Raw genomic sequence first — 19,760 nt, forward strand, 5'->3', positions numbered from 1 at the left:
GCGCTGTTGTCGTTCGACTGGTGCGGCACTGCCGCAAGTCATTCCAACCTGGTCGTCAAATCCGACCATGGATTGAGGCGTTCATGAGTTATCGCGACCGGCCGGTTGTCGGCGTGATCGACTATCAGACCGGGAATTCACAGAGTGTGCAGTACGCGCTCGATTTTCTCGGTGTGCCGAATCGTTTGATGAAGACACCTGACGATCTCACCGAGGTCGACCGTGTCATCCTGCCCGGAGTGGGCTCGGCGGGAACCACGATGGACTACCTGAATGCAGCCGGATGGCCTTCCGCGCTGCACACCGTGGTCGTCGAAGGCGACATGCCGTTCCTCGGCATCTGCGTGGGCCTGCAGGTTCTCTTCGAAACGAGCGCGGAGCAGTCTGCCAAGTGCCTTGGCTGGCTCCCGGGAACGGTGCGCCCGTTCGACCCCCGGGCGGTACGCGTGCCACAGATGGGCTGGAATCAGGTGAGGCGCGCGTCCGCTCACCCGTTTGTCGTCGGTCTGCCGCAGGACGGGCACTTCTATTTCGTCAACTCGTACCACGCCGAGCCGGCGGACGAGTCGGACATCGCGGCGACGACCGAGTACGGAGTGGATTTCGTTTCAGCGGTGGCCAGGGGAAACATCATGGCCACCCAGTTCCACACGGAGAAGTCCGGTCCGCTCGGCCTGGGCCTGCTCGACCGGTTCGTGAAGCTTCCGCAGGAGGAACTGTGCTGACTGCGAGGCTGATCGCCTGCTTCGACATCGTCGATGGCCGTGTCACCAAGGCCCGGAGGTTCCAGGACAACATCGACGTGGGAGACGCTGCCACGATCGCCAAGTCGGTGTACGCCGACGGTGTCGACGAGGTGATCTTCTACGACATCCTGGCCAGCGCCCAACGGAGGCAGGCCGACCTGCGCACCATCGAGGCGGTGGCCCGGCAGGTATTCGTGCCCCTGACGGTCGGCGGCGGAATCCGCTCCCTCGAGGACATGCACGCGGTGCTCGACGCCGGTGCCGAGAAGATCTCCCTCGACTCCATGGCCGTACGTGATCCGGAGATCATCGCCCAGGGATCCAAGGAGTTCGGCCGCCAGTGCATGGTTCAGTCCATGCAGGTGAAGCGGGTTCCCGTGACGCCGGAGATCCCGAGCGGCTACGAGGTCTTCATCGACGGCGCACGCGTGGCGACGGGGCTGGACGCAGTGCAGTGGGCCCGACGCGGCGAGGAACTCGGCGCGGGTGAGATCGTGGTCAACTCGATCGACCAGGACGGTACGCACGAGGGCTACGAGCTGGACATCACGGGCACGATCGCGCAAGCGGTGAACCTGCCGGTGATCGCGTCGGGCGGAGCCGGCTCCTCGGAGCACGTGGCGGCGGCCTTCAACGAGGCGTCGGCCTCGGCGGCCATCATCAGTTCGCTGCTCTACTCCCCGCGTATGGAGCGCACGCTGTCCGTGCGCGAGGTCAAGGCGGACCTGGTCAGGGACCACAGCCTGCTGGTGCGGCCCTGCCCGTAGTCGCCTTCGCTCAGCCGCTGTGGGGGCGGCCGGTCCCGGGACGACCGGCCGCCCCGACAACGGCATCACTACAGCCCGGGCGACCTGGTTCCGCGAACAGGGGACCGGGACCGGGACGGACAACGTCGAAGGCCCCCGCAGCGAGCTGCGGGGGCCTTCGACGTATTGCCCGGTGAGAGCAATGGCGGAGGATACGAGATTCGAACTCGTGAGGGGTTGCCCCCAACACGCTTTCCAAGTCGTCACTCGGCCGTTCGGGAACAGTCACGGGCGTCTGGACCTGTGGCGGTGCCGGCGGCCACAGGCTCGGTGAACTGTGGCGAACACCTGCGATGAGACCGGAACTGAGACCCAGGCGCTCGCTCATTTACCGGACACCGGGCCATACCACTGCATGGCTTGACCGGTGATTGCGGCGATACATTCGAAGTCATGGTCGCGGTGCAGGAGGGTCAGTCCCTGGAGTTCCGCTGTGGCGGCGACGACTAGGTCAACAGCTCCCGCACTGCGGTGCTGACCGCGTTGAGTCAGCAGCTCCTGAACCTGCCAGGCGCGGTCGTACGCGCGGTCATCGACGGGCACCCAGCCGAACAGCAGCCGCATGTCCTCGATGCCGCGCGCACGGTCCGCGGCGGAGCGGGCGCTGTAGAAGAACTCCAGCTCGGTAACAGGGCAGGTCGCGATGAGCCCTGCTGTGGCGGCCTGATCCCATCCGTACTGTTCGGCGTCGTCGCGGAAGAATCGGGCGAGCGCGCTGGTGTCGATCAGGAACTGTGCCGCGCTCACCGCCGGTAGTCCCTCTTGTCCTCGAAGACATTCAGATCGAACGCGCCCTCGCCCGCTGCACCCCGCAGCCGAGTGAGAGCGAGAGCCCGTCGGCGGTTGTCGAGCACCTCGCGTAGCGCAGTGTTGACCGTCTCCTTCTTGGTGCCGGTCCCCAGCGCCTGAGCCACGTCGGCCAGCAGCTCGTCGTCGAGATCGATCACTGTGCGACTCATCGATGACCTCCTCGGATATCAACTATGCCATCGAGTATATCGCAGATGAGGTATCGCTGTGTGATGTCAGCTCGTGGGTGCCCGGCCTGAGTGGTGACCGCTATGTGTTGATGGGCTTCACAAGGTGAGTCGTAGGCGTGAGATGCGAGAGGCGCGATTCCCTGGGGCAGCTCAGGGGCTGGTGCCGTGTCGGACCACGACGTCAGCCGAGAAGCTGGCGTGCCGGAGTGGCGCGGCGGCCTCGATCATGCCGGCCAGTGCGGTGTGCGCCACCAGGAGCTGTGGGCTTTGGCGGCCACTTTCGCCGAGCGGGGCTATGGAGCTGCGGTGCAGGCGGACGGCGCGCCGGTAGAGCAGCTCGATCTCGCGGTTGAGGGCGAGGAACGGACATCTGCGGGTCGCGAGTGATGAGGTACTGGCCGAGTACGTAGAGGAAGCACTGCTCCATCTCGCACATGTTGTCCCGGTCCCAGACCTTGGCGATCTCGAACTGGCTGGGGGCATGTGGGCGAGCGCGGTTTCCCGCGGCAAGCCCTCCTCGCCACCCTCCTTGACGAAGTCCCACAGTTCGAGGCCGAGGTCGGACGGTGACCTACGTCGGGGTTTCACAGCTGGTCCCCTTCCCCGCCGAGCAGCCGGGCGAGTTCGTCGTCCATATCCGCCTGGCCGGTGGTGACGACGTGCTCGCACCAATCGCAGACCGCGCGGACCTTCTTGATGCTGTCGAGGACCGCCTCCTCCTCTTCCGTGGTCAGCATCTCCTCCTGGGCCAGCACGCCTGATGGGCCGGGCGTGGGCCGAGGTGCCTGCGGCTCGCCGGATGGCTGCCCTCGCCCGTGCGGCACGGACGGCTGGTCATCGAGTCGCCCTGTTGTCCAACAGCTTCGGTCTGGACCCGTTCACCCCGTACGAGCACGGCGGAATCTGGGAACCTTCCGCCGGCAGCAGAGCTGGGGATCACCACCGCCCACGCCACGGGCGAGGACGAGGCCGTTGCGGAGCTTGAGGCTCTCCTGGGAGTTACTGCAGTCCTCGCCGCTTGACCTTGGCCCCTGGCTGGTGGCGGCCTTCCTGGCCTGCTCGGAAGCCACAGGCCCTGGGGGCAAGTCCGGTCGGCCTGGGTTGCGGAAGGCGTCACCGCAGCTCAAGGATGCTGGTCTACGCGTGCGCCGCTCGGCAGACGAGGATTCCGCCAAGGCAGGTGACCCGGAACGCGCCTTCCGCCCGGATGGCTTCGTCCACCCGTCGGCGGGCCCGTTCGATCGTCTCCGTGAACGGGACACCCATCAGGACAGCCCACGCCTCGTACGAGGCCAGGTGCGCGACCACGGGCCCGGGGTCTGTCACTTCGATCACTCCCGGGAGGGGGATCGTCCGGACATCGTCGAAGACTGTGCCCAGGATGCCGGGGGCGTCCTCCAGGGTGAAGCGGGCAGAGAGCTGGACGCGTGCGGGGCCCTCCGGCGTGCCGAGGACATCCCCGGCGGCTCGTCTCCAGAGGTCCTCCAGTTCGCGCTTGTCGGTCCTGCTGTTGGTGGACGCGATGACGATGCCGTCGTCGGCCAGGACGCGGCCCAGCTCCTGGGCGGCTCGGGCCTGATCCGCGACGTGGTAGAGCATGTGCATGGCCAGGACCGCACCCAGCGCCCCGTCGGCGATCGGGAGCCTCTGGGCATCTGCCGCCACGGCTCCTTCGATACCCGCCAGGATGCCGGGAGAGATGTCCATGGGGAGCACGGTCAGGTCCGGCCGGTCGGCGCGTACCCGCTGCACGAACTTCCCGTTGCCGCAGCCCACGTCCGCCACCGCCCCGCGTACGCCGGCCAGTTCGCCCACGATGATGCCGGGGAGGTCGTGTCGTGGGGTCTGCCATTGGTAGAGGGACTGGCGGGCTGCGAGATGCTGACCGCTGCCGTACGCCTGGGTGGAGAGCAGGAATCGGTCGGTCACGGAAGGGTCGTTCGCCGGCTGGGTGGTCATCGCGGCTCCGTGGGTGCGCTGACGAGAGCGGGCCGGATGGTCACCTCGTGGATGTGCTCCCGAAGATCGATCACCGGCCGTGAGTCACGGTACGGCCCGCTGCCGATGAGCGTGTCCAGTTTGCGAAGCCTGATGGTGATGCTCGCGGTGTACTGATCCGCGCCGAGGACCGCCGCGAGTTCCGTGCCGGCCCCTTCCACCTCGCCGCTCGCCAGGTATGCGGTGGCCAGGTCCAGATGCGCGGCGTGCAGGTCTCCGGAGGACCGGTCGCCGCGTCGGCGAGAGCGTGCTCTCCTGGCAGTTCCCGGCCGGCGAGGTCGAGGCCGGCGAATCCCGTGAGGACGCCGCCGTACGCGAAACCCAGGAGGAGACGGGCCTGACCCTGATGGCGGTCAAGCTCCTCGGCGAACGGGGCCCCGCCACTGTCCGACTGATGTCCTACACCGCCTGCGAGGTGATCGGCGGCCACGCGCACGTCGCGGACACCGTCTGACAACGAGGCTGTGGCCGACCTCTCTGCCGGCCGGTTCAATGGGCCGCCTGGGGCTGGATGCGGCCCGCGCGTTGCCGCGGAGACTCATGTTGTTCGCCCAGGAGGATCTTGGTCTCGATGCGGTCGACGATCACGATCCTGGCGACCTGGCAGTCTGTAGGAGCAGCCGAGACTGTCCGTGGAAGTCCACGGCGGTCCGCCCCGCGCAACTGAGACCACGCACGAAGAAGGGCCCCGCAGCAAGCTGCGGGGGCCTTCGACGTATTGCCCGGTGAGAGCAATGGCGGAGGATACGAGATTCGAACTCGTGAGGGGTTGCCCCCAACACGCTTTCCAAATGTTCGTATGGGGGTCCGGCGGGGTGCGTGCCTGTCCTGACCTGGTGCGGAGCATTCGGGATGACCCCGTCTGGACGGGGCCGGACGGCGGCGAACGAGACCAGAACTGAGACTACGAAGCTGGGTCGTCTGCAAGGTCGGCAGCTTGATCCTGTAGCTGGTCACGGGCCCGCGGTGGCCGGATCGACGGTATTCGGCTCGCACGGAGTCTCGTACTGACAGTGAGGCGTTGGTGAACCTACCCAGGGCATAGAGACTTGTGACGGGGACGGGTTCCTCGATGTTCCGTAGGGGGAGAACGTGTGGAAGGCCGAGTTTGGGGCGCTCATCTTCGCTGCTTGGACACTGTCGATATGGGCCCTGACCATGACGGCAACCTCGCAGCGCCGAAGTAGCAGAACGCTCTTGGAACGGATCTGCTGGACTTACGCGCGGGCACACGCAAGACGGCGCCGTGCTCACCTGGTGCGCCAGGTCCGCGACAGCTCCTTGGCGACGCGTCCAGAACGTCCGACGCTGGACTACTTGCAGCGCGAAGACGTCCTGTATCAGGCGTCCCGGAGGGCACTCGCTTTCAAAATGGTCGTCCCCGTCGCTATGTCCGTCTCAGCAGGTGGCGCCCTTGCCACAGCCATCCAACGCACAAGCTGGCACGTCTGGCGCGACGCCGTCGCCATAGGGGCCTTGGTGGCGCCCATGTTGATCACCGCTGTGATCGCTTCGCTTGTCGCGAACCAAGGCATGCAACGGTGGACAACCGAGGCCATAACAGTCACGGTGCGTAGGGCCTATGAGGCACTTCTCCAACCTCTGGAGGTGACAGGGAAGGAGCCTCCGACCGCATCGCCGTTCAACTCTCCGCACGTTGCGGCAGTGCAAGCGTTGGAAGACTTCGCCATCGCGCTGGAGAGGTACGCCGTGCAACGTGCGCTTCCTGATGGCCGTAACCCCATGCCTCAGGTCGTGGCTCGGTTCGCAGCAGCCGCTGCCCTCGTGCGTGAACTTCGTGACGGGGTTGAGCTGGATCGGATCGACGGTGCGAAGCGTGCTCTGCTCGAAGTGGAGCGAATCCTGAAGGTACTCGCAAGCGGCCGGCTGCAAGATCTCGCACCTGGGGACGCATCCGCCGGCGGGCTGTTGCACAGTCACCGCGAGCGCAGAGCGTGGCGGCAGCAGGTGCTGCGGGTATCTGCGTTCACCTTGTGTCTCGCTGGCATCATCTTTGCCCTGGCATCGTCAGCTGTGGGCGTCGCCCTAGCCACGGCCGCCGCGGCGGGGCTAGTGGCCACCTGGGACAAGATCCTTCGTCTCTCCCCCAACTCGGACGCGAATAGGCCGGCGAGCATCTGATCGCTGATGGTCGACTCGGAGCGGGACGTCTCACTCAAGGCTGACAGAGAGGGCGCAACTACCACCCTGCTACGGATGGGTCGTCGGCCGAAGAACTGCGCGCTTCCCTTTGTGGAGCGCCCCGAGGAGTAGGACGGAGAAGTAAAAGAGGGCCGTCGCCGGCCGTGTAGTCAGGAGGAACCACCCGGGCCGGGGGACACGTTCGCCGCTCTTCACGGAACGGTGATGCTGTGGAGATGCCCGATTGTCACCGCACTGAGGTCCTCGGGGCGTCCTCGCCGAACAGAATTGTTGTCCTGGCTGTTCATGCCTTGTCCTCGCACGGACAGTCCGAGCCGGTTCCAATGGAAGATCACCTGGCAACAGGGCACCTACCGCAGTCCGCGGTCGAGTGTTCCATCATGGGCGCCATGGGCTAGGAACCTGGCGGTGTTGCGGAAGGTGACGGCTTACCCAGCGACGGGTTTCAGCGAGCCTCCGGGGCGCACCAGCGAGTCGCTGTCGGCGGGAAGCGCCTTGCTCGTACTACTCCAGCCGTGCGGCGCGCATCATGATCGTGCGCAGGAGGACGGGGACGCCGTTGCCGAAAGCGGCATCCCTTGTTGGCTCCTATGCTGAGGCTGAACGCTGGCCCTGTTCCCCGTAGCTCTCTCCTCACACATAGACCACCCGGTGGGGTGGACCGCGTCTGATGGTGCATGGTCGACACCCACGGTGGCTAGTACCTCCGGCATGAATGCCACCACCGTCGAGTCGGCTCCGGTCCCTGCGATCGCCCCAACGACTACTTGTTCCGCCTATGCCTGGTGCACCGACACCGGCGACCACTATTCGCACATGGGCGTTGTCGCCGAGGTGCCAGGCACCGGACAGGGGTCCTCCCCTCACCTGCGTGCCTGGCTACACGATCTCGAGGGCGACGGTGAACTGACTGCCAGCGTCACCCACGAAGGCGACAGTGATGACTTCGATGGCGCCGGGCTGCGTTCCTATGCTATGAGCATCGGCACGTTCGCCAGCCAGGTGATGGAACTCGCTGACCAACTGCAAGCCAGGACGTGCTTGTCTGAGCCAGCTGCCGACACCGTGAAGAGGCCGACTACTTGGACTATCGCCATCGAAGGTGGCGGGCAGCTTTCCGGATACCTCCCCCCGTGGGCCGAGCGCAGCAGTGTCGATGACTATGCGGAGCAACCGCTGCGCGCCGACTCGCTCCGCTTGCTGGTGGACATTGATCACTGGCTCGCCGTTGAAGGCGTCGAAATGCATGTGGTTGGGCCCGGGTGCAACGACCCAGCCGAGCCTGAAGAAATCTTTCGCGGACATTTGCAAGTACGCCCCTTCGACAACGACGCGCCCACCCGTGTGCCGCATGTCGATCTAGAGGTGGTGGAGGGTCGTTGGATGGAGAATCTCGGACCTGCTGACCTAGCAGACATTGCCGACAAGCTCCGAACACAGGCCGCACGGCTTGACGAGATCCGCAAGACGCTCGTTCAAGCAAGGATCGACTGGGAAGCCAACGCTTGACTGAGGTTGCTCGCGAGCACGGGCCGAGGGGCGCGGTCCTGTTGCTCCCGGCATTGGAACCGGGTGCTGGGGCCGGGGTGCAAGCGGTGGGCTCGGATGCACTACGAACCGGAGGGTCTCTCAGCGGGTGCAGTGGCCGGCGTGTCGGCCATCTATGGGGCGGGTCGGTGAGGGCCGGTTGCAGCCCGTCGATGGGTCGCCAGAAGTCGAAGTTCGGCGAAGGGCCAGGGTGTCTTCGCGGCGGTGGTGAAGGCGGCGGGGCCTTCTGGGAGACGTGTGAGGACGCCCAGGAAGAGGGTGTGGGAGACCGCCAGGAGGGGGCCGTGGCGTTGGGCGGTGTGGTGGAGGAAAGTGGCGCAGTGGCGGGCGCGGGTGTGTAAGTCGGTAAGGCTTTCGCCGTCTTCGCAGCGTAGAGACGGGTTGGCGAGGCGCCGGGCTCGCCAGGCGCGATAGGCGGGCGGGTAGGTCTCGGCGCTGCGGCCGAGGACGATGCTCGGGGCGCGCCACTCGGTGAGGAGGCCGGAGGTGGCCACGATCGGCAGGCCCGTGAGATGCGAGACGAGGGTGGCGGTCTGGCGGGCACGGGGAATTGGGCTGGTGACGATCGCGCTGATGCCCTCGGGGAGGGGGAGCGAGCGGCACACCTGGTCGCGGCACTCCATGGTGAGAGCGGCCTCGTGTGGGGCGTGGTAGCCGGGGCGGTGGCCTTCGTAGGCGCCGTGGCGCATGAGCCAGATGTCAGCCAAGGATCCAGCCTCCGTCGACGCGCAGGGTCTGGCCGGTGATGAAGCCGGCGTCCTCGGTGGCGAGGAAGGCGACGGCCGCGGCGACGTCTTCCGGTCGGCCCCGGCGTTGGACGCACTGGCGGGCGAGCTGGCGGACGGTCATGGCTTCCGGGTCGTCGACGACGGCGTCTTCGGCGGAGACACGGATGGAGCCGGGAGCGACGCAGTTCGCCGTGACGCCGGCTGGGCCGAGTTCGCGGGCGAGGGCGCGGGTGAGTCCTTCGAGGCCGGCCTTGGCACTGATGTAGCCGGCGAGCTCGTGGCGGCCCGCAGTGGCGAGGACGGAGCCGATCGTGATGACCCGGCCCCAGCCGGCGTCCGTCATCCCGGCGGTGAGTTCGTGGGCGAGGAGGTAGTGGCTGGTCAGGTTGGTGGCCAGAGCGTCTTCCCAGTGGGTCGGTGTCGTCTCCGGCCACGATCGGCGCGGGTAGGCACCGGCGTTGCTGACCAGGATGTTCACCGAGCCCAGCGCCTCTTGGGCTCGATGGCACAGGGACCGTACGGCCTCGGCGTCTCGAAGGTCTGCCGACAGGGAGATGCAAGAGGAGAGGGAGGCTGAGAGCTCCTCTGCCGTTCGGTCGTCGTCGAAGTGGGTGAGCGCCATTGTGGCGCCATCGGCTGCGAGGCGGCGGGCGATGGCCGTGCCGAGTCCGCCGGTGGCTCCGGTGACCAGGGCGGTGCGGCCTTTCAAGGGGTCGGGCATGGCGACTCCAGTGGGCAGAAGTAGGTGGCGGGGTCGAAGGCGGGGCTCATTGCTTCGGCGAGCCGGGCGAGGAGGACGAGCCGGTCCGGTGGGGCCAGGTCGGCGAGGTTGTAGACGCCGAGGATGCGCATGGCCAGGTAGGGGCGGAGCAGGTTCGCCAGGTCCGCACCCGGCCAGAGGCGGTCGGCGACCGGCCGTACGAGCTGGTTCCAGTACGTGGTCACGGAGGCCCGCCGGGGAGCCGCGAGACGTGGGGCGTAGTCGATGTGGAGAGTGCTCGTGGTGTGCTCGATGTCCGCTCGTCGGATCTCGGGGGTGTTGTCCGGGGCGCGGGCGAACGTGGCGGGGTGGTCGGCGAAGGCAGCCGGGTTGTACGTGGGCACGAGCCAGCCGCCGAGGGCGGAGGCGTACCAGAGGAAGTTGGCGAACTCGCCGGGGATGCTGTTCATGCCGGCGGTGTCGTAGTCGAACCAGGCGAGCGGGTGGGCGAGGTTGACGTCGGTGGGGTCGCCCTGGGTGAGGGCTGTCCAGACCGGCTCGGTCGCGGCGAAGTGGGCCCGCAGCCAGCGGAGGGTGGCAACCCAATCCAGGTGGTGCCGACGGCCGTTGATGTTCAGGGTGTAGGTGCCGAGGCGAGAGACCGGGACGTCGATGAGGTCGTCGGCGATGGGGAAGTCCTCGCCGGCGTAGTAGTCGTCGAGTCGGCCGCCGGGGGCCGCACGGTCCCAGTACAGCTTGCGGACCACGCGTGTTGGGTCGGTGGGCCTCGCCGTCGCGAGGATGGCCTCGCGGTACGCAGCCGTGAGCTGATCCATGTAGGCGTGGAGGTCGCCGCTCGCCTCGCTCGCGTTGAGGAGATCGAGCAGGAGCCCGTGATCGGTGCCGCCGGGCAGACGCTCGTACGCGAGGAGCCGCCCGCCCGGCACACGCAGGTGGGCGTGGAGGGTAGGCACCCGGTAGTGCTGGGCCAGACGTGCGTGCCCGCGCACCTCGGTGCGGCTTTCCACCGGGTGGCGCGTGTACTTCAGGAGCAAGGGACGGCCGAGGAGGTCGATGGGACAGAGCAGGTTGCGAGTGAAGCGGCGCACCGGGCCGAGCCGCAGAGGGCTGCGGAGGGTCATGGCCGCACCCCGTTGAGCAGGTCGAGGCACACTCGGGCCAGTTCGGCGGGCGGGAAGGCGTCCATGTGAATGTCGACGTCCGGGGGAATGGCGTCTCGGACGGGGCAGAGGTCGCCCTGGTGCATGCGGTCGGACAGGTCGGTGGCGACGGCGTGGTGATGGGGGAGCCCGGTGCGCCACTTGCTGTGACTGTGGCGCGCGTACAAGCCGATGACGGGCCTCTCGGGACTGCGCGTCATCGCGGCGAGGTGGGTGAGGCCGGTGTCGTTGCCGACGATCAGGTCGCAGTGCGGGAAGAGATCGGCGAGCTGGTCGGCCGGCGCCCCGTCCAGGTGGAGCACCTGAACGTGGCGTCGAGGGGCCTCTGCGCTGACGCGAAGGCCGTCTTCCGCGGTGCCGCCGATGAGCAGCAGCCGGGCCTGTGCTTGTTGGGCTTCGGCGATCTGCTCGGCGAGGTCGATGTACCGCTGGGCGGTGTAGTCCTTGCGCTCCGGCCAGCTGGTGGCGGTGATGGCGGCGATGGTCAGGCCGCCCAGCCAGCCCACCGATCGCAGCTCCTCCACGAGATTGTTCGGGCCGGTCGCGAGGGTCGGCGCGAAGGGGGCCGTGCCGGGGAGCCGGATGCCTAGGCGGCGTTCCAGCCCCAGGTAGTGGCGGGCCGGCAGGTCCGGATGGGCGCGGCCGTCGCTCGACCAGCAGGGCGGGGCCGCTGGATCGAGTACCAGGCTCACCACGGCCTCGGAGCCGTGCGCCTCGATCCCCGCGCGGTCTCCGATCACGGCGCGTCGACCGTGGGGCGTGGTGACTGGGGGTTGAGCGAGCAGCCCGGTCCGGGCGACCAGCCCCGCGTACGGCCCCACCGCCCGGACGGACGTGCGAACCGACCGCAGCCGCAGCCAGTCGAGCACCGCGCGGACCCCCGACAGAGCGAGGAGGGTGTCTCCGAGCTTCCCCTCGAAGGCCACCACGACCTCGCCGCAATCGCTCAGGCGGTGGACGAACTCGGCGGAGGCAGTCAGCGGGAGCGGCGCGCCGATGGGGACGCTGCCACGGTCGTACCCCAGCGGGGTGGTGTGGACGGCCCCGGTGGGGACGACCACGGAGCCGTGGTGGAACCGGACCCCTGGCGGGGCGACCGAGCTCACGCCGGGCCCTTGATCGTGGTGAGCGAGACCAGCGGCAGCTCCAGCTCGTCGAGCAGTGCGCGGGCTCCGCGTGTGGTGTCCTCCACCAGGCAGGTCGCCGCCAGCGGGACGGCGCCGGCCTCGCGGAGGCGGCGGGTGAGGTCGGCCAGGGTCCGACCGGTGGTGATCTCGTCGTCCACGATGACGATGCGCTGTCCCGGAGCGATGCCGTAGGCGAAGACGTCGGTACGCATGGCGTGCGGCTCGCTGAAGCGGACAGCGCCGTCCAGGGGGAGATGCAGCTTCCAGGCGATCTTGTAGGGGAGGCGGGCAGCGTCGGCGAGGGAGACGGTGGGCAGGATGCCGCCCGCGTCCAGGCCCAGGAGGAAGTCCACGGAGCCGGCTCCGTCCGGCAGCTGCTCCCGGAGCAGACGCCACAGATCGGCCCCCGTGCTGGCGAGGGTGTCGGGATGCACCGGGCTTTCCAGTCCGTCCAACGAGTGGATGACACGCTCGCGGCGGCTCGTGGCTCCAACGCTGAGCCGTTCGACGATTCGGGCGGAGAAGGGCGGCAGGGTGACGGTTTCGGGCATGACGAAGCTCCTGTCGGTGGAGAGGGGAGACGGAGAGGTGCGTGGTTCAGGCGGCGAGCTGGAGGGCGTACCAGGTGAGGAGCTGGTCGACCGCCGCGGTGACGGGCTTGAGGACGAGCTTGGTGTCACCGTCACGCCAAGCGTTCGCGACCTCGGCCAGAGGAGGGACCGCGAGGGCCGTCAGACCCGGCATGCGGGAGGCGGCGGCGAGGATCCGGTCAGGGCCGGACTCCCACTGGTTGTGCTCGCGCAGGAGAAGGCGGCAGGCAAGCACGAGGTGCTTGTAGAGCTGCCGCAGGGCGGTCGCTCCCTCCGCAGTACGCAGACGGCGCATGGTGATCATGACCTGGGGCAGTTCGCGGAGGGCGGCGAACGCGAGCTCGTCCCGGCTGATCGTCGGAAGTTCGAGGTCGGATGCCGCATGCAGGACGGGGCTGCCCTGCTGGAGCTGGTGAAGGACGAAAGCCAGGCGCGGAGTGAGGCGTCGGGCGGTCAGTTCTCCGGGCGTGACGAGGGTGGGGCCGAGAGAGGCCGCGCTGCCGAGGGCCGTCCTGTACTGCTCCAGGGCCTCATGGATCCCGCCGATGACCTCGTGCTCGGCGATCACCATGAGGTCCAGGTCGGACCAGCCGGCGATCCAGGTTCCCTCTCCGGGGCTTCCGGTCAGGGCGACGAGTCGGACGCCGGGTCCGTACGCCCGTACCGCGTCGGTGAAGTCGGCCGTCGCCGACGCGACTGCTGCCGGAAGACCGAGCCCGTACGGGGTGGCCACGCGCAGCGCAGGCGTGGAGGGCGGGGCGGCGATGCGCCGGAGGCGGGCGCGAAGGGCTGCGATGCTGCCGGTGTTGTCGATGACGTGGTCGGCCAGAGCGGCGACCTGATGGGCGCCGCGGCTCATCTTGATCTCGTCCTTCGCGGCGACGGCCTGGGCCGGTGTGCCGGACCGCTCGACGCGTACGGCGAAGGAGGCGTCCAGGTAGACGATCTGGAGTGTGTTGCCCATGAGCTGCTTGAGCTCGGCGATTGAGGCATCGTCGTGGACGGACTCGATGGTGAACAGCTTCGTGTCGACGTGGGCGTCCGCGAAGCGGTTCAGCTCACCGAGGAGCAGTTCGGCCTGCCGACGGGCTGAGAGCGCGTACGGGTCCGCGAGCCCTTCCCGATGGGCTGCCTGCCGTAACAGGAAGCCGATCTTGAGGCGTTGGGCGCCGCAGGTCCGCTGGACGAACTGTGCGCTGGTGCTCTTCCCGCACTCGCTCAGCCCGCCGAAGGCGAGTACCTGGCGCAGATGCCGACTCGGCTTGATCTCCGCCGGAGCGACGTCCTCCCGCCCGTACAGCTTGAAGCGGGCCGGCACGGGGAGCCGACGACGGCCGGCGACGGCATCGGAGACCAGCGCGTCGAGAGCGGCGCACAGCTCCTCACGTTGCCCGTGAAGGGCCGGGACACGTCGCGCGGCCAGCTCATCGCGGCCCGCCGCACGCTCGCTGTGCCAGATCCGCAGCGTCAGCACCGACATGCGGTCCACGACGGAGGCGAGCGTCTCGGTGTGCAGCGGCACATCGGCACGGCCCGCGTCCGCCAGCGAGCCGAGCACTTCGTCAGCCCGTTCGGCGAGGGCGTTGCGTTCGGCGTTGAGCTGGTCGATCTCTCGCTTGCAGTCGGCGACCTGGGCGGCGGAGAGCAAGGTGCTACGCACCCGGTCCTCGGTGTCCCACAGACGCCCGTTGACGGCGTGGAGCCGGGTGACGGTGTCGTCCAGGCGGTGCCGGTCCTTGTCCTGGAGGGTGGCCATGGCGCGGGCGAGCCCCGGAGGCAGCACCAGGGGCGGGGAGTTCTGAGTCATCGGGGACTCCCGTCGGTGAGTGGAGCGAGGTCAAGGTGATCGAGTACGGCGCTGTGCACGTCGTCCAAGGAGCGGTTCTCGCAGTCCACGACGGCGGCGTACGTGCCGTGGCCGGCCTGGTGAAGCAGAACGGCGTGCAGCGTCTTCTGATAGGCCGGGTAGATCCCGGTCCACGGGCGGCCCTCGCGGGCGCTGGTGATGGCGTAACTACGCTCGGCGTCGAGGGATGCGAGCAGCAGCACCGAGGTCTCCGATGCGGTGGCGCGCGAACCGGCGATGTCCGTCACGGTCTTGAACGCCTCGCCTACCGTCAGCCCGTCCTTGACCATGCATGTTGCAGTGGCTACAGCGAGGAGCATGGGCAGGCCACGGTCCAGCAGTCCCGTACGACCGGGCTCGCGTGCGGCGGCCCGCTTGGCGTGACCGACGAGCAACATCTCCGTCAGCTCGACCGTCGTGGACGTCTCGAACCACCACAGGGCGTAGTCGCCGGCCGCTACCCGCGCCCACGGCTCGGGGTCGTGCTCGTGGACAGCCCCCAGCGGCTGAAAGACGTGACGGCGCGCGGCCAGCCGATCGAGGTGGGTCGTCTTGCCGACGTTGTCAGGGCCGTTGAGGCTGACGAAGGCCGGTAACCGCTCCATCGCTCATGCCTCGCGGATCGGTGTGTCGAGAACGGAGCTGATCGCGTCGGTGTTCGTGGCGATGAACTCAGCCAACTCCGGTGGCATCAGGTTCAGCTCACGGACGGCCTGGGCGGTGAAGGGCACCCGGACCACCTCGTACCCGCCCCGCTCCGGCTTGTCGAACTCGGTGCCCGTCCGTGCGGCCAGGTCCATCGACTCCAGGCGCGCCGCGAAGATGTGCTGGACTCCGACGCCTCCCTCCAGCACGTCGGTGATGAGGTGCACGAGCTCGGCGCGCTCCAGCTTGCCGCCCAGTTCCTCGAACACCTCCCGGTGCAGCGCCGCCTCGATGGTCGCGTCCTCTGCCTCGACGCCTCCGCCGACCGACACCCAATACGGCTCCCTGCCGGGCTTGGTGCGCTTGATGAGGACCAGTTCGTCGCCGTCGAGAAGGATGGCGCGGGCGTTGCGCTTGACGATGTCGGTCATGCCGTTTGCTCCTTGGGTGTGTAACCGGAGAGAACGGGCGGAGGGGCGCTCTTTGGCTGTGGCCACTTTCCCCGGTTCGTGAATACAGCATGGTGCAAACTGATCGCTGAGTGTGACGCACGGGTGCTGCAGCAATGCCGCAGTTATGCCGAACAGGACTGCCCGCACAGGGGGTTTCGGCGTTTCACCAGGTGACGGGCGGGGGGTACGACGGTGGTGACTGTGCAGAGATGGTCCGGCCGCGAAGCACGGCTGCTGCGCGAAGCCCTTCGCATGAGCCTGCGTGACTTCGCCGCCTACCTCGGGGTCAGCGACCGGACCGTGTCGAACTGGGAGGGTGGTGGCGCGGGTTACCAGCCGCGTGCCGAGTCTCAGGCTGTGCTCGACACCGCGCTCGACCATGCGTCGGGCGAAGCGCAGACGCGGTTCGCGGCGGCACTGGGAACAAACGGCGCTGCGCCACCCGTGACAGGCCGAATCGAAGTCGACTCCCACAAGTTCCTGCCAGTTTTCATCGGCACCGAACGCGCCGGCCGACTCCGCGCGCACATGAGACCGAGCACTCACGACGAGTGGCTGGAGTCCTCCTCGGCACGCGTCGACCACCCCGAGGCACAGGAATGCGTCCTTCACGTCTTCGCGTGCGGGGTGGCCGTCTTCCACCTCTTTCAGCCGCACAAGCCCGCCGCGCTCACCGACCTCGCGGTCTGGCGGTACCGCTCCTACGCCTCCGACTTGCCCTGGGCACGAGACAAGCTCCGCGACCTCCTGGACGAGGAACCCGCCCGCGTTCCCAACCCCGAGTACGTCCTCTCCCTCTACTGGCTCACCTCGGGGCCCTGGTCCGGCGACGCTCACGACACCGCCCTGCGCCTGCTGTCCACGCCCTCCGTCCTTGTCGACCGCGGCGCCCCGGGCGGGCCCGCTCCTCTGGCCGGTGGCGAGGAGCCTCTCCTCGCCACCGGCTTCGACCACCCCGACATCGTGTCCTTCGGCGTACGGGGTGTGTCCACCGCCTACGCGGGCTGGTCCGGCGTCGCCTACGCGTCCCACTCCCGCGAGCGCAGCCTCACGATCGACGAGTTGGTCACCTGCGAACTGACCGTCCAAGCCCTCTGGTGTTTCACCCGCCAGGTGCAGCAGATGATCGAGGACGGTCAGGACCCCTTCATGCCCGAGCAGTACGGCTGGCGCTTCCTGCGTGCCGCCTCCTCCCGGCTCACCACCGCCCGAGCCCAGGAGACCGCTCAACACGTTCTGATGCGGGAGGCCATCATGAAGACCAGCGGGCTGGCCGAACGGCTGCGCGCCGCGCAGGACGCTCTGCGAGAGGGCGTCGGGTGAGAACACAGAGCAGGAGAAGCAACGGATGGACATCGGCAGCGCCGCGCTGGTCGTGATCGACATGCAGAACGGCTTCGTGAACGAGCGAAGCCGCCACGCCGTGCCTGCGGTCTCCGATCTTGTCGCCCAGTGGACCGCCGCGGGCCGACCCGTGATCTTCACCCGGTACTTCAACTATCCGGACAGCCCTTACGAGCGCTTCTTCCAGTGGCGCCGACTCCAAGGACCACCGGAGACCGCCATCGTCCCCGAGCTCGCGGATGCGGCAGCCCGCGCGCAGGCTGTCGTCGACAAGACCGGCTACACGCTCTTCACCCTCCAGGCAGCCGAACTGGTCCGCGGGGGCGGATGGACCGACCTCGTCTTCTGCGGAATCGCTACCGAGAGCTGCGTCCTGAAGTCCGCGGCCGACGCCTTCGAACACGGCTACGCACCCTGGATCGTCACCGATGCCTGCGCCAGCGACGCCGGCCCTGACGTACACGCCGCCGGCCTCGTCGTCGCCCGGCGCCTGATCGGAACCGGCCAACTTGTCACCGCGGACCACGTGGTCGATCAACTCGCCGCGTATGCCGGGGCCCCGGTGCTGGAATAGCCCCATGGGCGACACGCTGTACGACACCGACCTCGTCATCATCGGCGGCGGACCCGCCGGATGCGCTGCCGCACGCATGGCCGCCAGCGTCGGCATGCGCTCGATCCTGGTCGAGCCGGACCGGCTGTGCCGGAACCTGTACCGGATCCCGGCCCTGAACAACGTCATCGGCGGCTACACCAGCGGCCCCGAGCTGGCCGACGCCATCGACGCCGAGCTGAAGAACACGGAGCTGTGCCGCCTCGCACTCGGTCGGCACGTCAACGAGCTTCACGCCGACGACGACCAGGTGACCGTCACGTTGGACACGGGCGCTACCCCCACCGCCCCGTACGCCATCGTCGCCACGGGCGTCGGCCCTCTCCAACCCAGCGACGCGCCCTGGATCACCGCCCCCGCCGACCTGACCTTGCCTGCGCTCTGGCAGGCCAACGCCGACGACGCCCAAGGCCGGACCCTCCTCGTCCTCGGTGGCGACCGCCCGATCGGCACCTTCCTGCGCGCCCACCCGACCACGGGCACGCGCCTCCTCGTGGCGTACCCGGCGACCGACGCGTACAAGATCGACGAGATCCGCGATGACCCACGGGTCACACTCCTCCCCGTCGATCACCTGACGCTGCACGGTGGGGAAGGTGCCCAGCTGTCGGCCGAGGCAGTGGGACGGGACGGGATCCACCGGACGATCACGGCGGCCGCGGCGTTCCTCAGCCTGGGAAGCGCCCCAGCAGTCCCACCAGGAGACCTGATCCGTGGCACGGACGGATACTGCCCGCCCACCGACCAGCACCCCCGCGTCATCGTGGCCGGCGACCTCCGCTCCGCCCGCTTCCAACGGATCATGACCGCCCTGGGCTCCGGCAGCGAGGCAGCGCTGCACGCTTACTACTTGGCCAGGGACCTGCCCATCAAGGGATAAGGCCACGGTGTTGTGCGTCAAGGATGGCTCTCGGAGGGGGAACCCCTGTGACCAGAAGGGCAGAAATGGCGGTCGCTGCTGCCATCGTCGCTCGGGATGCGCGCGTTCTGCTCGTACAACGACGCGTGACGGAAGGCGCCCTCTCATGGCAGTTCCCGGCGGGAAAGATCGAACCCGACGAAACACCCGAAGAAGCCGCCGTACGTGAGACCCAAGAAGAGACCGGGCTACGGGTGGCCCCACAAAAGTCACTGGGGTGCCGAGTGCACCCTCTGACGGGCCGGGAGATTCACTACGTCGTATGTCGGCCCGTCGGGGGCGAGGCGGCTGTGGCGAGCGCTGGTGAAGTGGCCGACACGGTCTGGGCCACGCTCGGTGAAATTCCTCAGTACGTGCCGTACGGGCTGTTCGAGCCGGTGCAGCGCTACCTCGACGCTGTCCTGCTGGCGTGAGCCCTGCCGAGCCTGCTCCCTTTGAAACGCCACGAGTGTGGGGCTGGTGCGGCAGGGCTGGAACGTGCGGTTCAGCGCCGCCGTGGGGAGCCATTCAGAGGCATGACTTCGCTCCGGGCTACTGGCTCCGGTGAGACAACCGGGCGCCTCTCATGAGTGGGCGGGACCTGGAGGTGCCGGGGGTCGGCAGGAAGGCCGGCTGAACGGCGTAGCCGCCACACGAGTACGTCACTCATGTGCGCCACCGTGCCCAGTTCCCTTCGGGCCGCTGCCTCGGTGAGCACAGCAGTGGGGTCGTGCCACTGCCTCATCAGTGAGGGTGCCGGCCACTGTGGCGCGATTCACGCGGACTGGTTCGTGCCCGCACTGTGCCTCCCGGAGGAGAAGCCGGTCTTCATCGAGGACTTAGTCCTGCAGAGCGCCACTGGTGAGAGCGTCCCGGTCTACGTGCCCAACCGAGGAAGCGGCCGTGCCGGTCGGCACATGTGGGTCTCGGCCGACGACTGCGCGCTGTGGCAGGAGCTCATCGGCGAGAAGACACCTCTGCCCGCAGCCCCGGCCGAAGAGGAGGACGATGTGATCAGCTTCGCCGAGCAGGAAATCGACCGCGCCTGCCGAGCAGGGGGGGGAGAGCTGGTTCGTCAGCGACGGCCGGCCCATCCGTGACCTCGACCAGCCGACCGGTGGCTTCACGCTTCCCCGCATGCCGGTCCAGCGCTCCCGCGACCCGTTGCAGATCACCACCGTGGAACGCGCCGCCGCCTCGGCCGCACTGGGATGCCCGCCGTGGGAGCTCGGGCTGTGCGCTGGCTGCGGCCAGATGATGCGGCGCTACGGGCTGAACGCCGCCATGTACTGCAACGTGTGCCGGTCCGTCCTCAACGGGCGATAGCCGGAACTGCAACCCTCAACGTCGAAGGGCCCCACCGCAAGCGGTGGGGCCCTTCGACGTATTGCCCGG

At 68.1% G+C, this 19,760-nt stretch carries 24 protein-coding genes and 2 pseudogenes; 13 read left to right on the top strand and 13 right to left on the bottom strand.

Annotation, left to right across the window (positions count from 1 at the left end; translation table 11 throughout):
• Nucleotides 1-83: 83 nt before the first annotated feature.
• Nucleotides 84-725: an imidazole glycerol phosphate synthase subunit HisH gene (gene hisH, locus OG782_RS19265; RefSeq protein ID WP_406452599.1), complete on the top strand. Its 642-nt coding sequence runs from the start codon at nt 84-86 to the stop codon at nt 723-725.
• Nucleotides 719-1,513: an imidazole glycerol phosphate synthase subunit HisF gene (gene hisF / locus OG782_RS19270; protein WP_406452601.1), complete on the top strand. Its 795-nt coding sequence runs from the start codon at nt 719-721 to the stop codon at nt 1,511-1,513. Before hisH ends, hisF begins: the two co-directional genes overlap by 7 nt.
• A 363-nt stretch (nt 1,514-1,876) precedes the next feature.
• Here hisF and OG782_RS19275 read toward each other — a convergent pair whose 3' ends face one another.
• Nucleotides 1,877-2,299 carry a PIN domain nuclease gene (locus OG782_RS19275; protein ID WP_328866186.1) on the bottom strand — a complete coding sequence of 141 codons (423 nt, stop codon included), beginning with the start codon at nt 2,297-2,299 and terminating at the stop codon, nt 1,877-1,879.
• Nucleotides 2,296-2,511: a type II toxin-antitoxin system VapB family antitoxin gene (locus OG782_RS19280; RefSeq protein ID WP_406452604.1), complete on the bottom strand. Its 216-nt coding sequence runs from the start codon at nt 2,509-2,511 to the stop codon at nt 2,296-2,298. The genes OG782_RS19275 and OG782_RS19280 overlap by 4 nt, the downstream gene beginning before the upstream one ends.
• Before the next feature lie 186 nt (nt 2,512-2,697).
• On the opposite strand from OG782_RS19280, the gene OG782_RS19285 reads away from it, so the two are divergent.
• Nucleotides 2,698-2,919 carry a hypothetical protein gene (locus OG782_RS19285; protein ID WP_406452606.1) on the top strand — a complete coding sequence of 74 codons (222 nt, stop codon included), beginning with the start codon at nt 2,698-2,700 and terminating at the stop codon, nt 2,917-2,919.
• Nucleotides 2,920-3,116: 197 nt separating this feature from the next.
• Here OG782_RS19285 and OG782_RS19290 read toward each other — a convergent pair whose 3' ends face one another.
• Complete coding sequence (locus tag OG782_RS19290) at nt 3,117-3,269, bottom strand: DUF6192 family protein (protein WP_406452607.1); 153 nt, start codon at nt 3,267-3,269, stop codon at nt 3,117-3,119.
• A gap of 11 nt (nt 3,270-3,280) precedes the next feature.
• Here OG782_RS19290 and OG782_RS19295 point away from each other — a divergent pair.
• Nucleotides 3,281-3,554 (top strand): annotated as a pseudogene (locus OG782_RS19295) (HAD family phosphatase); the annotation flags it as partial.
• A 115-nt stretch (nt 3,555-3,669) separates the two neighbouring features.
• Here OG782_RS19295 and OG782_RS19300 read toward each other — a convergent pair.
• Entirely contained in the window at nt 3,670-4,491 is an 822-nt protein-coding gene (locus OG782_RS19300) for a class I SAM-dependent methyltransferase (RefSeq protein ID WP_406452609.1), read from the bottom strand.
• Complete coding sequence (locus OG782_RS19305) at nt 4,488-4,691, bottom strand: hypothetical protein (protein ID WP_406452611.1); 204 nt, start codon at nt 4,689-4,691, stop codon at nt 4,488-4,490. Before OG782_RS19305 ends, OG782_RS19300 begins: the two co-directional genes overlap by 4 nt.
• Nucleotides 4,692-4,708: 17 nt before the next feature.
• Here OG782_RS19305 and OG782_RS19310 point away from each other — a divergent pair.
• The 3 genes and pseudogenes from OG782_RS19310 to OG782_RS19320 all read left to right on the top strand — a co-directional run.
• Nucleotides 4,709-4,978, top strand: a pseudogene (locus OG782_RS19310) (NUDIX domain-containing protein); the annotation flags it as partial.
• Between the two features lie 869 nt (nt 4,979-5,847).
• Entirely contained in the window at nt 5,848-6,672 is an 825-nt protein-coding gene (locus OG782_RS19315) for a hypothetical protein (RefSeq protein WP_406452613.1), read from the top strand.
• A gap of 732 nt (nt 6,673-7,404) precedes the next feature.
• On the top strand, nt 7,405-8,202 hold the full coding sequence (locus OG782_RS19320) for a DUF6907 domain-containing protein (protein WP_406452615.1): 798 nt from the start codon (nt 7,405-7,407) through the stop codon (nt 8,200-8,202).
• Between the two features lie 152 nt (nt 8,203-8,354).
• On the opposite strand, the gene OG782_RS19325 is transcribed toward OG782_RS19320, so the two are convergent.
• From OG782_RS19325 to OG782_RS19360, 8 genes are read right to left on the bottom strand one after another with little or no spacing between them, the layout of a single operon-like run.
• A complete protein-coding gene (locus OG782_RS19325) occupies nt 8,355-8,948 on the bottom strand; it encodes a histidine phosphatase family protein (RefSeq protein ID WP_406452617.1) in 594 nt (197 codons plus the stop codon).
• Nucleotides 8,941-9,690: an SDR family NAD(P)-dependent oxidoreductase gene (locus OG782_RS19330; RefSeq protein WP_406452619.1), complete on the bottom strand. Its 750-nt coding sequence runs from the start codon at nt 9,688-9,690 to the stop codon at nt 8,941-8,943. Before OG782_RS19330 ends, OG782_RS19325 begins: the two co-directional genes overlap by 8 nt.
• Nucleotides 9,675-10,811 carry a hypothetical protein gene (locus tag OG782_RS19335; RefSeq protein ID WP_406452621.1) on the bottom strand — a complete coding sequence of 379 codons (1,137 nt, stop codon included), beginning with the start codon at nt 10,809-10,811 and terminating at the stop codon, nt 9,675-9,677. The genes OG782_RS19330 and OG782_RS19335 overlap by 16 nt, the downstream gene beginning before the upstream one ends.
• The gene (locus OG782_RS19340; RefSeq protein WP_406452623.1) at nt 10,808-11,956 is read right to left on the bottom strand and encodes a glycosyltransferase family 9 protein; all 1,149 of its coding nucleotides are present in this window, start codon (nt 11,954-11,956) and stop codon (nt 10,808-10,810) included. Before OG782_RS19340 ends, OG782_RS19335 begins: the two co-directional genes overlap by 4 nt.
• Entirely contained in the window at nt 11,953-12,528 is a 576-nt protein-coding gene (locus OG782_RS19345; RefSeq protein WP_406452625.1) for a phosphoribosyltransferase family protein, read from the bottom strand. Before OG782_RS19345 ends, OG782_RS19340 begins: the two co-directional genes overlap by 4 nt.
• Before the next feature lie 46 nt (nt 12,529-12,574).
• A complete protein-coding gene (locus OG782_RS19350) occupies nt 12,575-14,374 on the bottom strand; it encodes a DUF4254 domain-containing protein (protein WP_406452627.1) in 1,800 nt (599 codons plus the stop codon).
• Nucleotides 14,371-15,018, bottom strand: coding sequence for a hypothetical protein (locus OG782_RS19355; protein WP_406452629.1), 648 nt, complete (start codon nt 15,016-15,018; stop codon nt 14,371-14,373). The genes OG782_RS19350 and OG782_RS19355 overlap by 4 nt, the downstream gene beginning before the upstream one ends.
• A gap of 3 nt (nt 15,019-15,021) precedes the next feature.
• On the bottom strand, nt 15,022-15,489 hold the full coding sequence (locus tag OG782_RS19360; protein WP_406452631.1) for an NUDIX domain-containing protein: 468 nt from the start codon (nt 15,487-15,489) through the stop codon (nt 15,022-15,024).
• Between the two features lie 213 nt (nt 15,490-15,702).
• Here OG782_RS19360 and OG782_RS19365 point away from each other — a divergent pair, with 213 nt between their 5' ends.
• From OG782_RS19365 to OG782_RS19390, 6 genes are all read left to right on the top strand, one after another.
• Entirely contained in the window at nt 15,703-16,833 is a 1,131-nt protein-coding gene (locus tag OG782_RS19365) for a helix-turn-helix domain-containing protein (protein WP_406452633.1), read from the top strand.
• 25 nt (nt 16,834-16,858) lie between these two features.
• Nucleotides 16,859-17,428, top strand: coding sequence for an isochorismatase family cysteine hydrolase (locus OG782_RS19370; RefSeq protein WP_406452635.1), 570 nt, complete (start codon nt 16,859-16,861; stop codon nt 17,426-17,428).
• 4 nt (nt 17,429-17,432) lie between these two features.
• On the top strand, nt 17,433-18,347 hold the full coding sequence (locus OG782_RS19375) for an FAD-dependent oxidoreductase (RefSeq protein ID WP_406452636.1): 915 nt from the start codon (nt 17,433-17,435) through the stop codon (nt 18,345-18,347).
• A gap of 65 nt (nt 18,348-18,412) precedes the next feature.
• Entirely contained in the window at nt 18,413-18,799 is a 387-nt protein-coding gene (locus OG782_RS19380; RefSeq protein ID WP_406452638.1) for an NUDIX hydrolase, read from the top strand.
• A 357-nt stretch (nt 18,800-19,156) separates the two neighbouring features.
• A complete protein-coding gene (locus OG782_RS19385; protein ID WP_406452640.1) occupies nt 19,157-19,465 on the top strand; it encodes a hypothetical protein in 309 nt (102 codons plus the stop codon).
• A 37-nt stretch (nt 19,466-19,502) separates the two neighbouring features.
• A complete protein-coding gene (locus OG782_RS19390; protein ID WP_406452642.1) occupies nt 19,503-19,691 on the top strand; it encodes a hypothetical protein in 189 nt (62 codons plus the stop codon).
• The last annotated feature ends 69 nt before the right edge of the window (nt 19,692-19,760 follow it).

This window comes from Streptomyces sp. NBC_00876, assembly GCF_045207435.1.
Lineage (GTDB): Bacteria > Actinomycetota > Actinomycetes > Streptomycetales > Streptomycetaceae > Streptomyces.

Bases quoted from the DNA above. Each gene is read 5' to 3' on its own strand.
- OG782_RS19370 (WP_406452635.1), top strand. From the start codon at position 16,859: ATGGACATCGGCAGCGCCGCGCTGGTCGTGATCGACATGCAGAACGGC.
- OG782_RS19355 (WP_406452629.1), bottom strand. From the start codon at position 15,018: ATGGAGCGGTTACCGGCCTTCGTCAGCCTCAACGGCCCTGACAACGTC.
- OG782_RS19330 (WP_406452619.1), bottom strand. From the start codon at position 9,690: ATGCCCGACCCCTTGAAAGGCCGCACCGCCCTGGTCACCGGAGCCACC.
- OG782_RS19380 (WP_406452638.1), top strand. From the start codon at position 18,413: ATGGCGGTCGCTGCTGCCATCGTCGCTCGGGATGCGCGCGTTCTGCTC.
- OG782_RS19375 (WP_406452636.1), top strand. From the start codon at position 17,433: ATGGGCGACACGCTGTACGACACCGACCTCGTCATCATCGGCGGCGGA.
- OG782_RS19320 (WP_406452615.1), top strand. From the start codon at position 7,405: ATGAATGCCACCACCGTCGAGTCGGCTCCGGTCCCTGCGATCGCCCCA.
- OG782_RS19280 (WP_406452604.1), bottom strand. From the start codon at position 2,511: ATGAGTCGCACAGTGATCGATCTCGACGACGAGCTGCTGGCCGACGTG.
- OG782_RS19300 (WP_406452609.1), bottom strand. From the start codon at position 4,491: ATGACCACCCAGCCGGCGAACGACCCTTCCGTGACCGACCGATTCCTG.
- OG782_RS19345 (WP_406452625.1), bottom strand. From the start codon at position 12,528: ATGCCCGAAACCGTCACCCTGCCGCCCTTCTCCGCCCGAATCGTCGAA.
- OG782_RS19360 (WP_406452631.1), bottom strand. From the start codon at position 15,489: ATGACCGACATCGTCAAGCGCAACGCCCGCGCCATCCTTCTCGACGGC.
- OG782_RS19290 (WP_406452607.1), bottom strand. From the start codon at position 3,269: ATGCTGACCACGGAAGAGGAGGAGGCGGTCCTCGACAGCATCAAGAAG.
- OG782_RS19350 (WP_406452627.1), bottom strand. From the start codon at position 14,374: ATGACTCAGAACTCCCCGCCCCTGGTGCTGCCTCCGGGGCTCGCCCGC.
- OG782_RS19390 (WP_406452642.1), top strand. From the start codon at position 19,503: ATGCCGGTCCAGCGCTCCCGCGACCCGTTGCAGATCACCACCGTGGAA.
- OG782_RS19335 (WP_406452621.1), bottom strand. From the start codon at position 10,811: ATGACCCTCCGCAGCCCTCTGCGGCTCGGCCCGGTGCGCCGCTTCACT.
- hisH (WP_406452599.1), top strand. From the start codon at position 84: ATGAGTTATCGCGACCGGCCGGTTGTCGGCGTGATCGACTATCAGACC.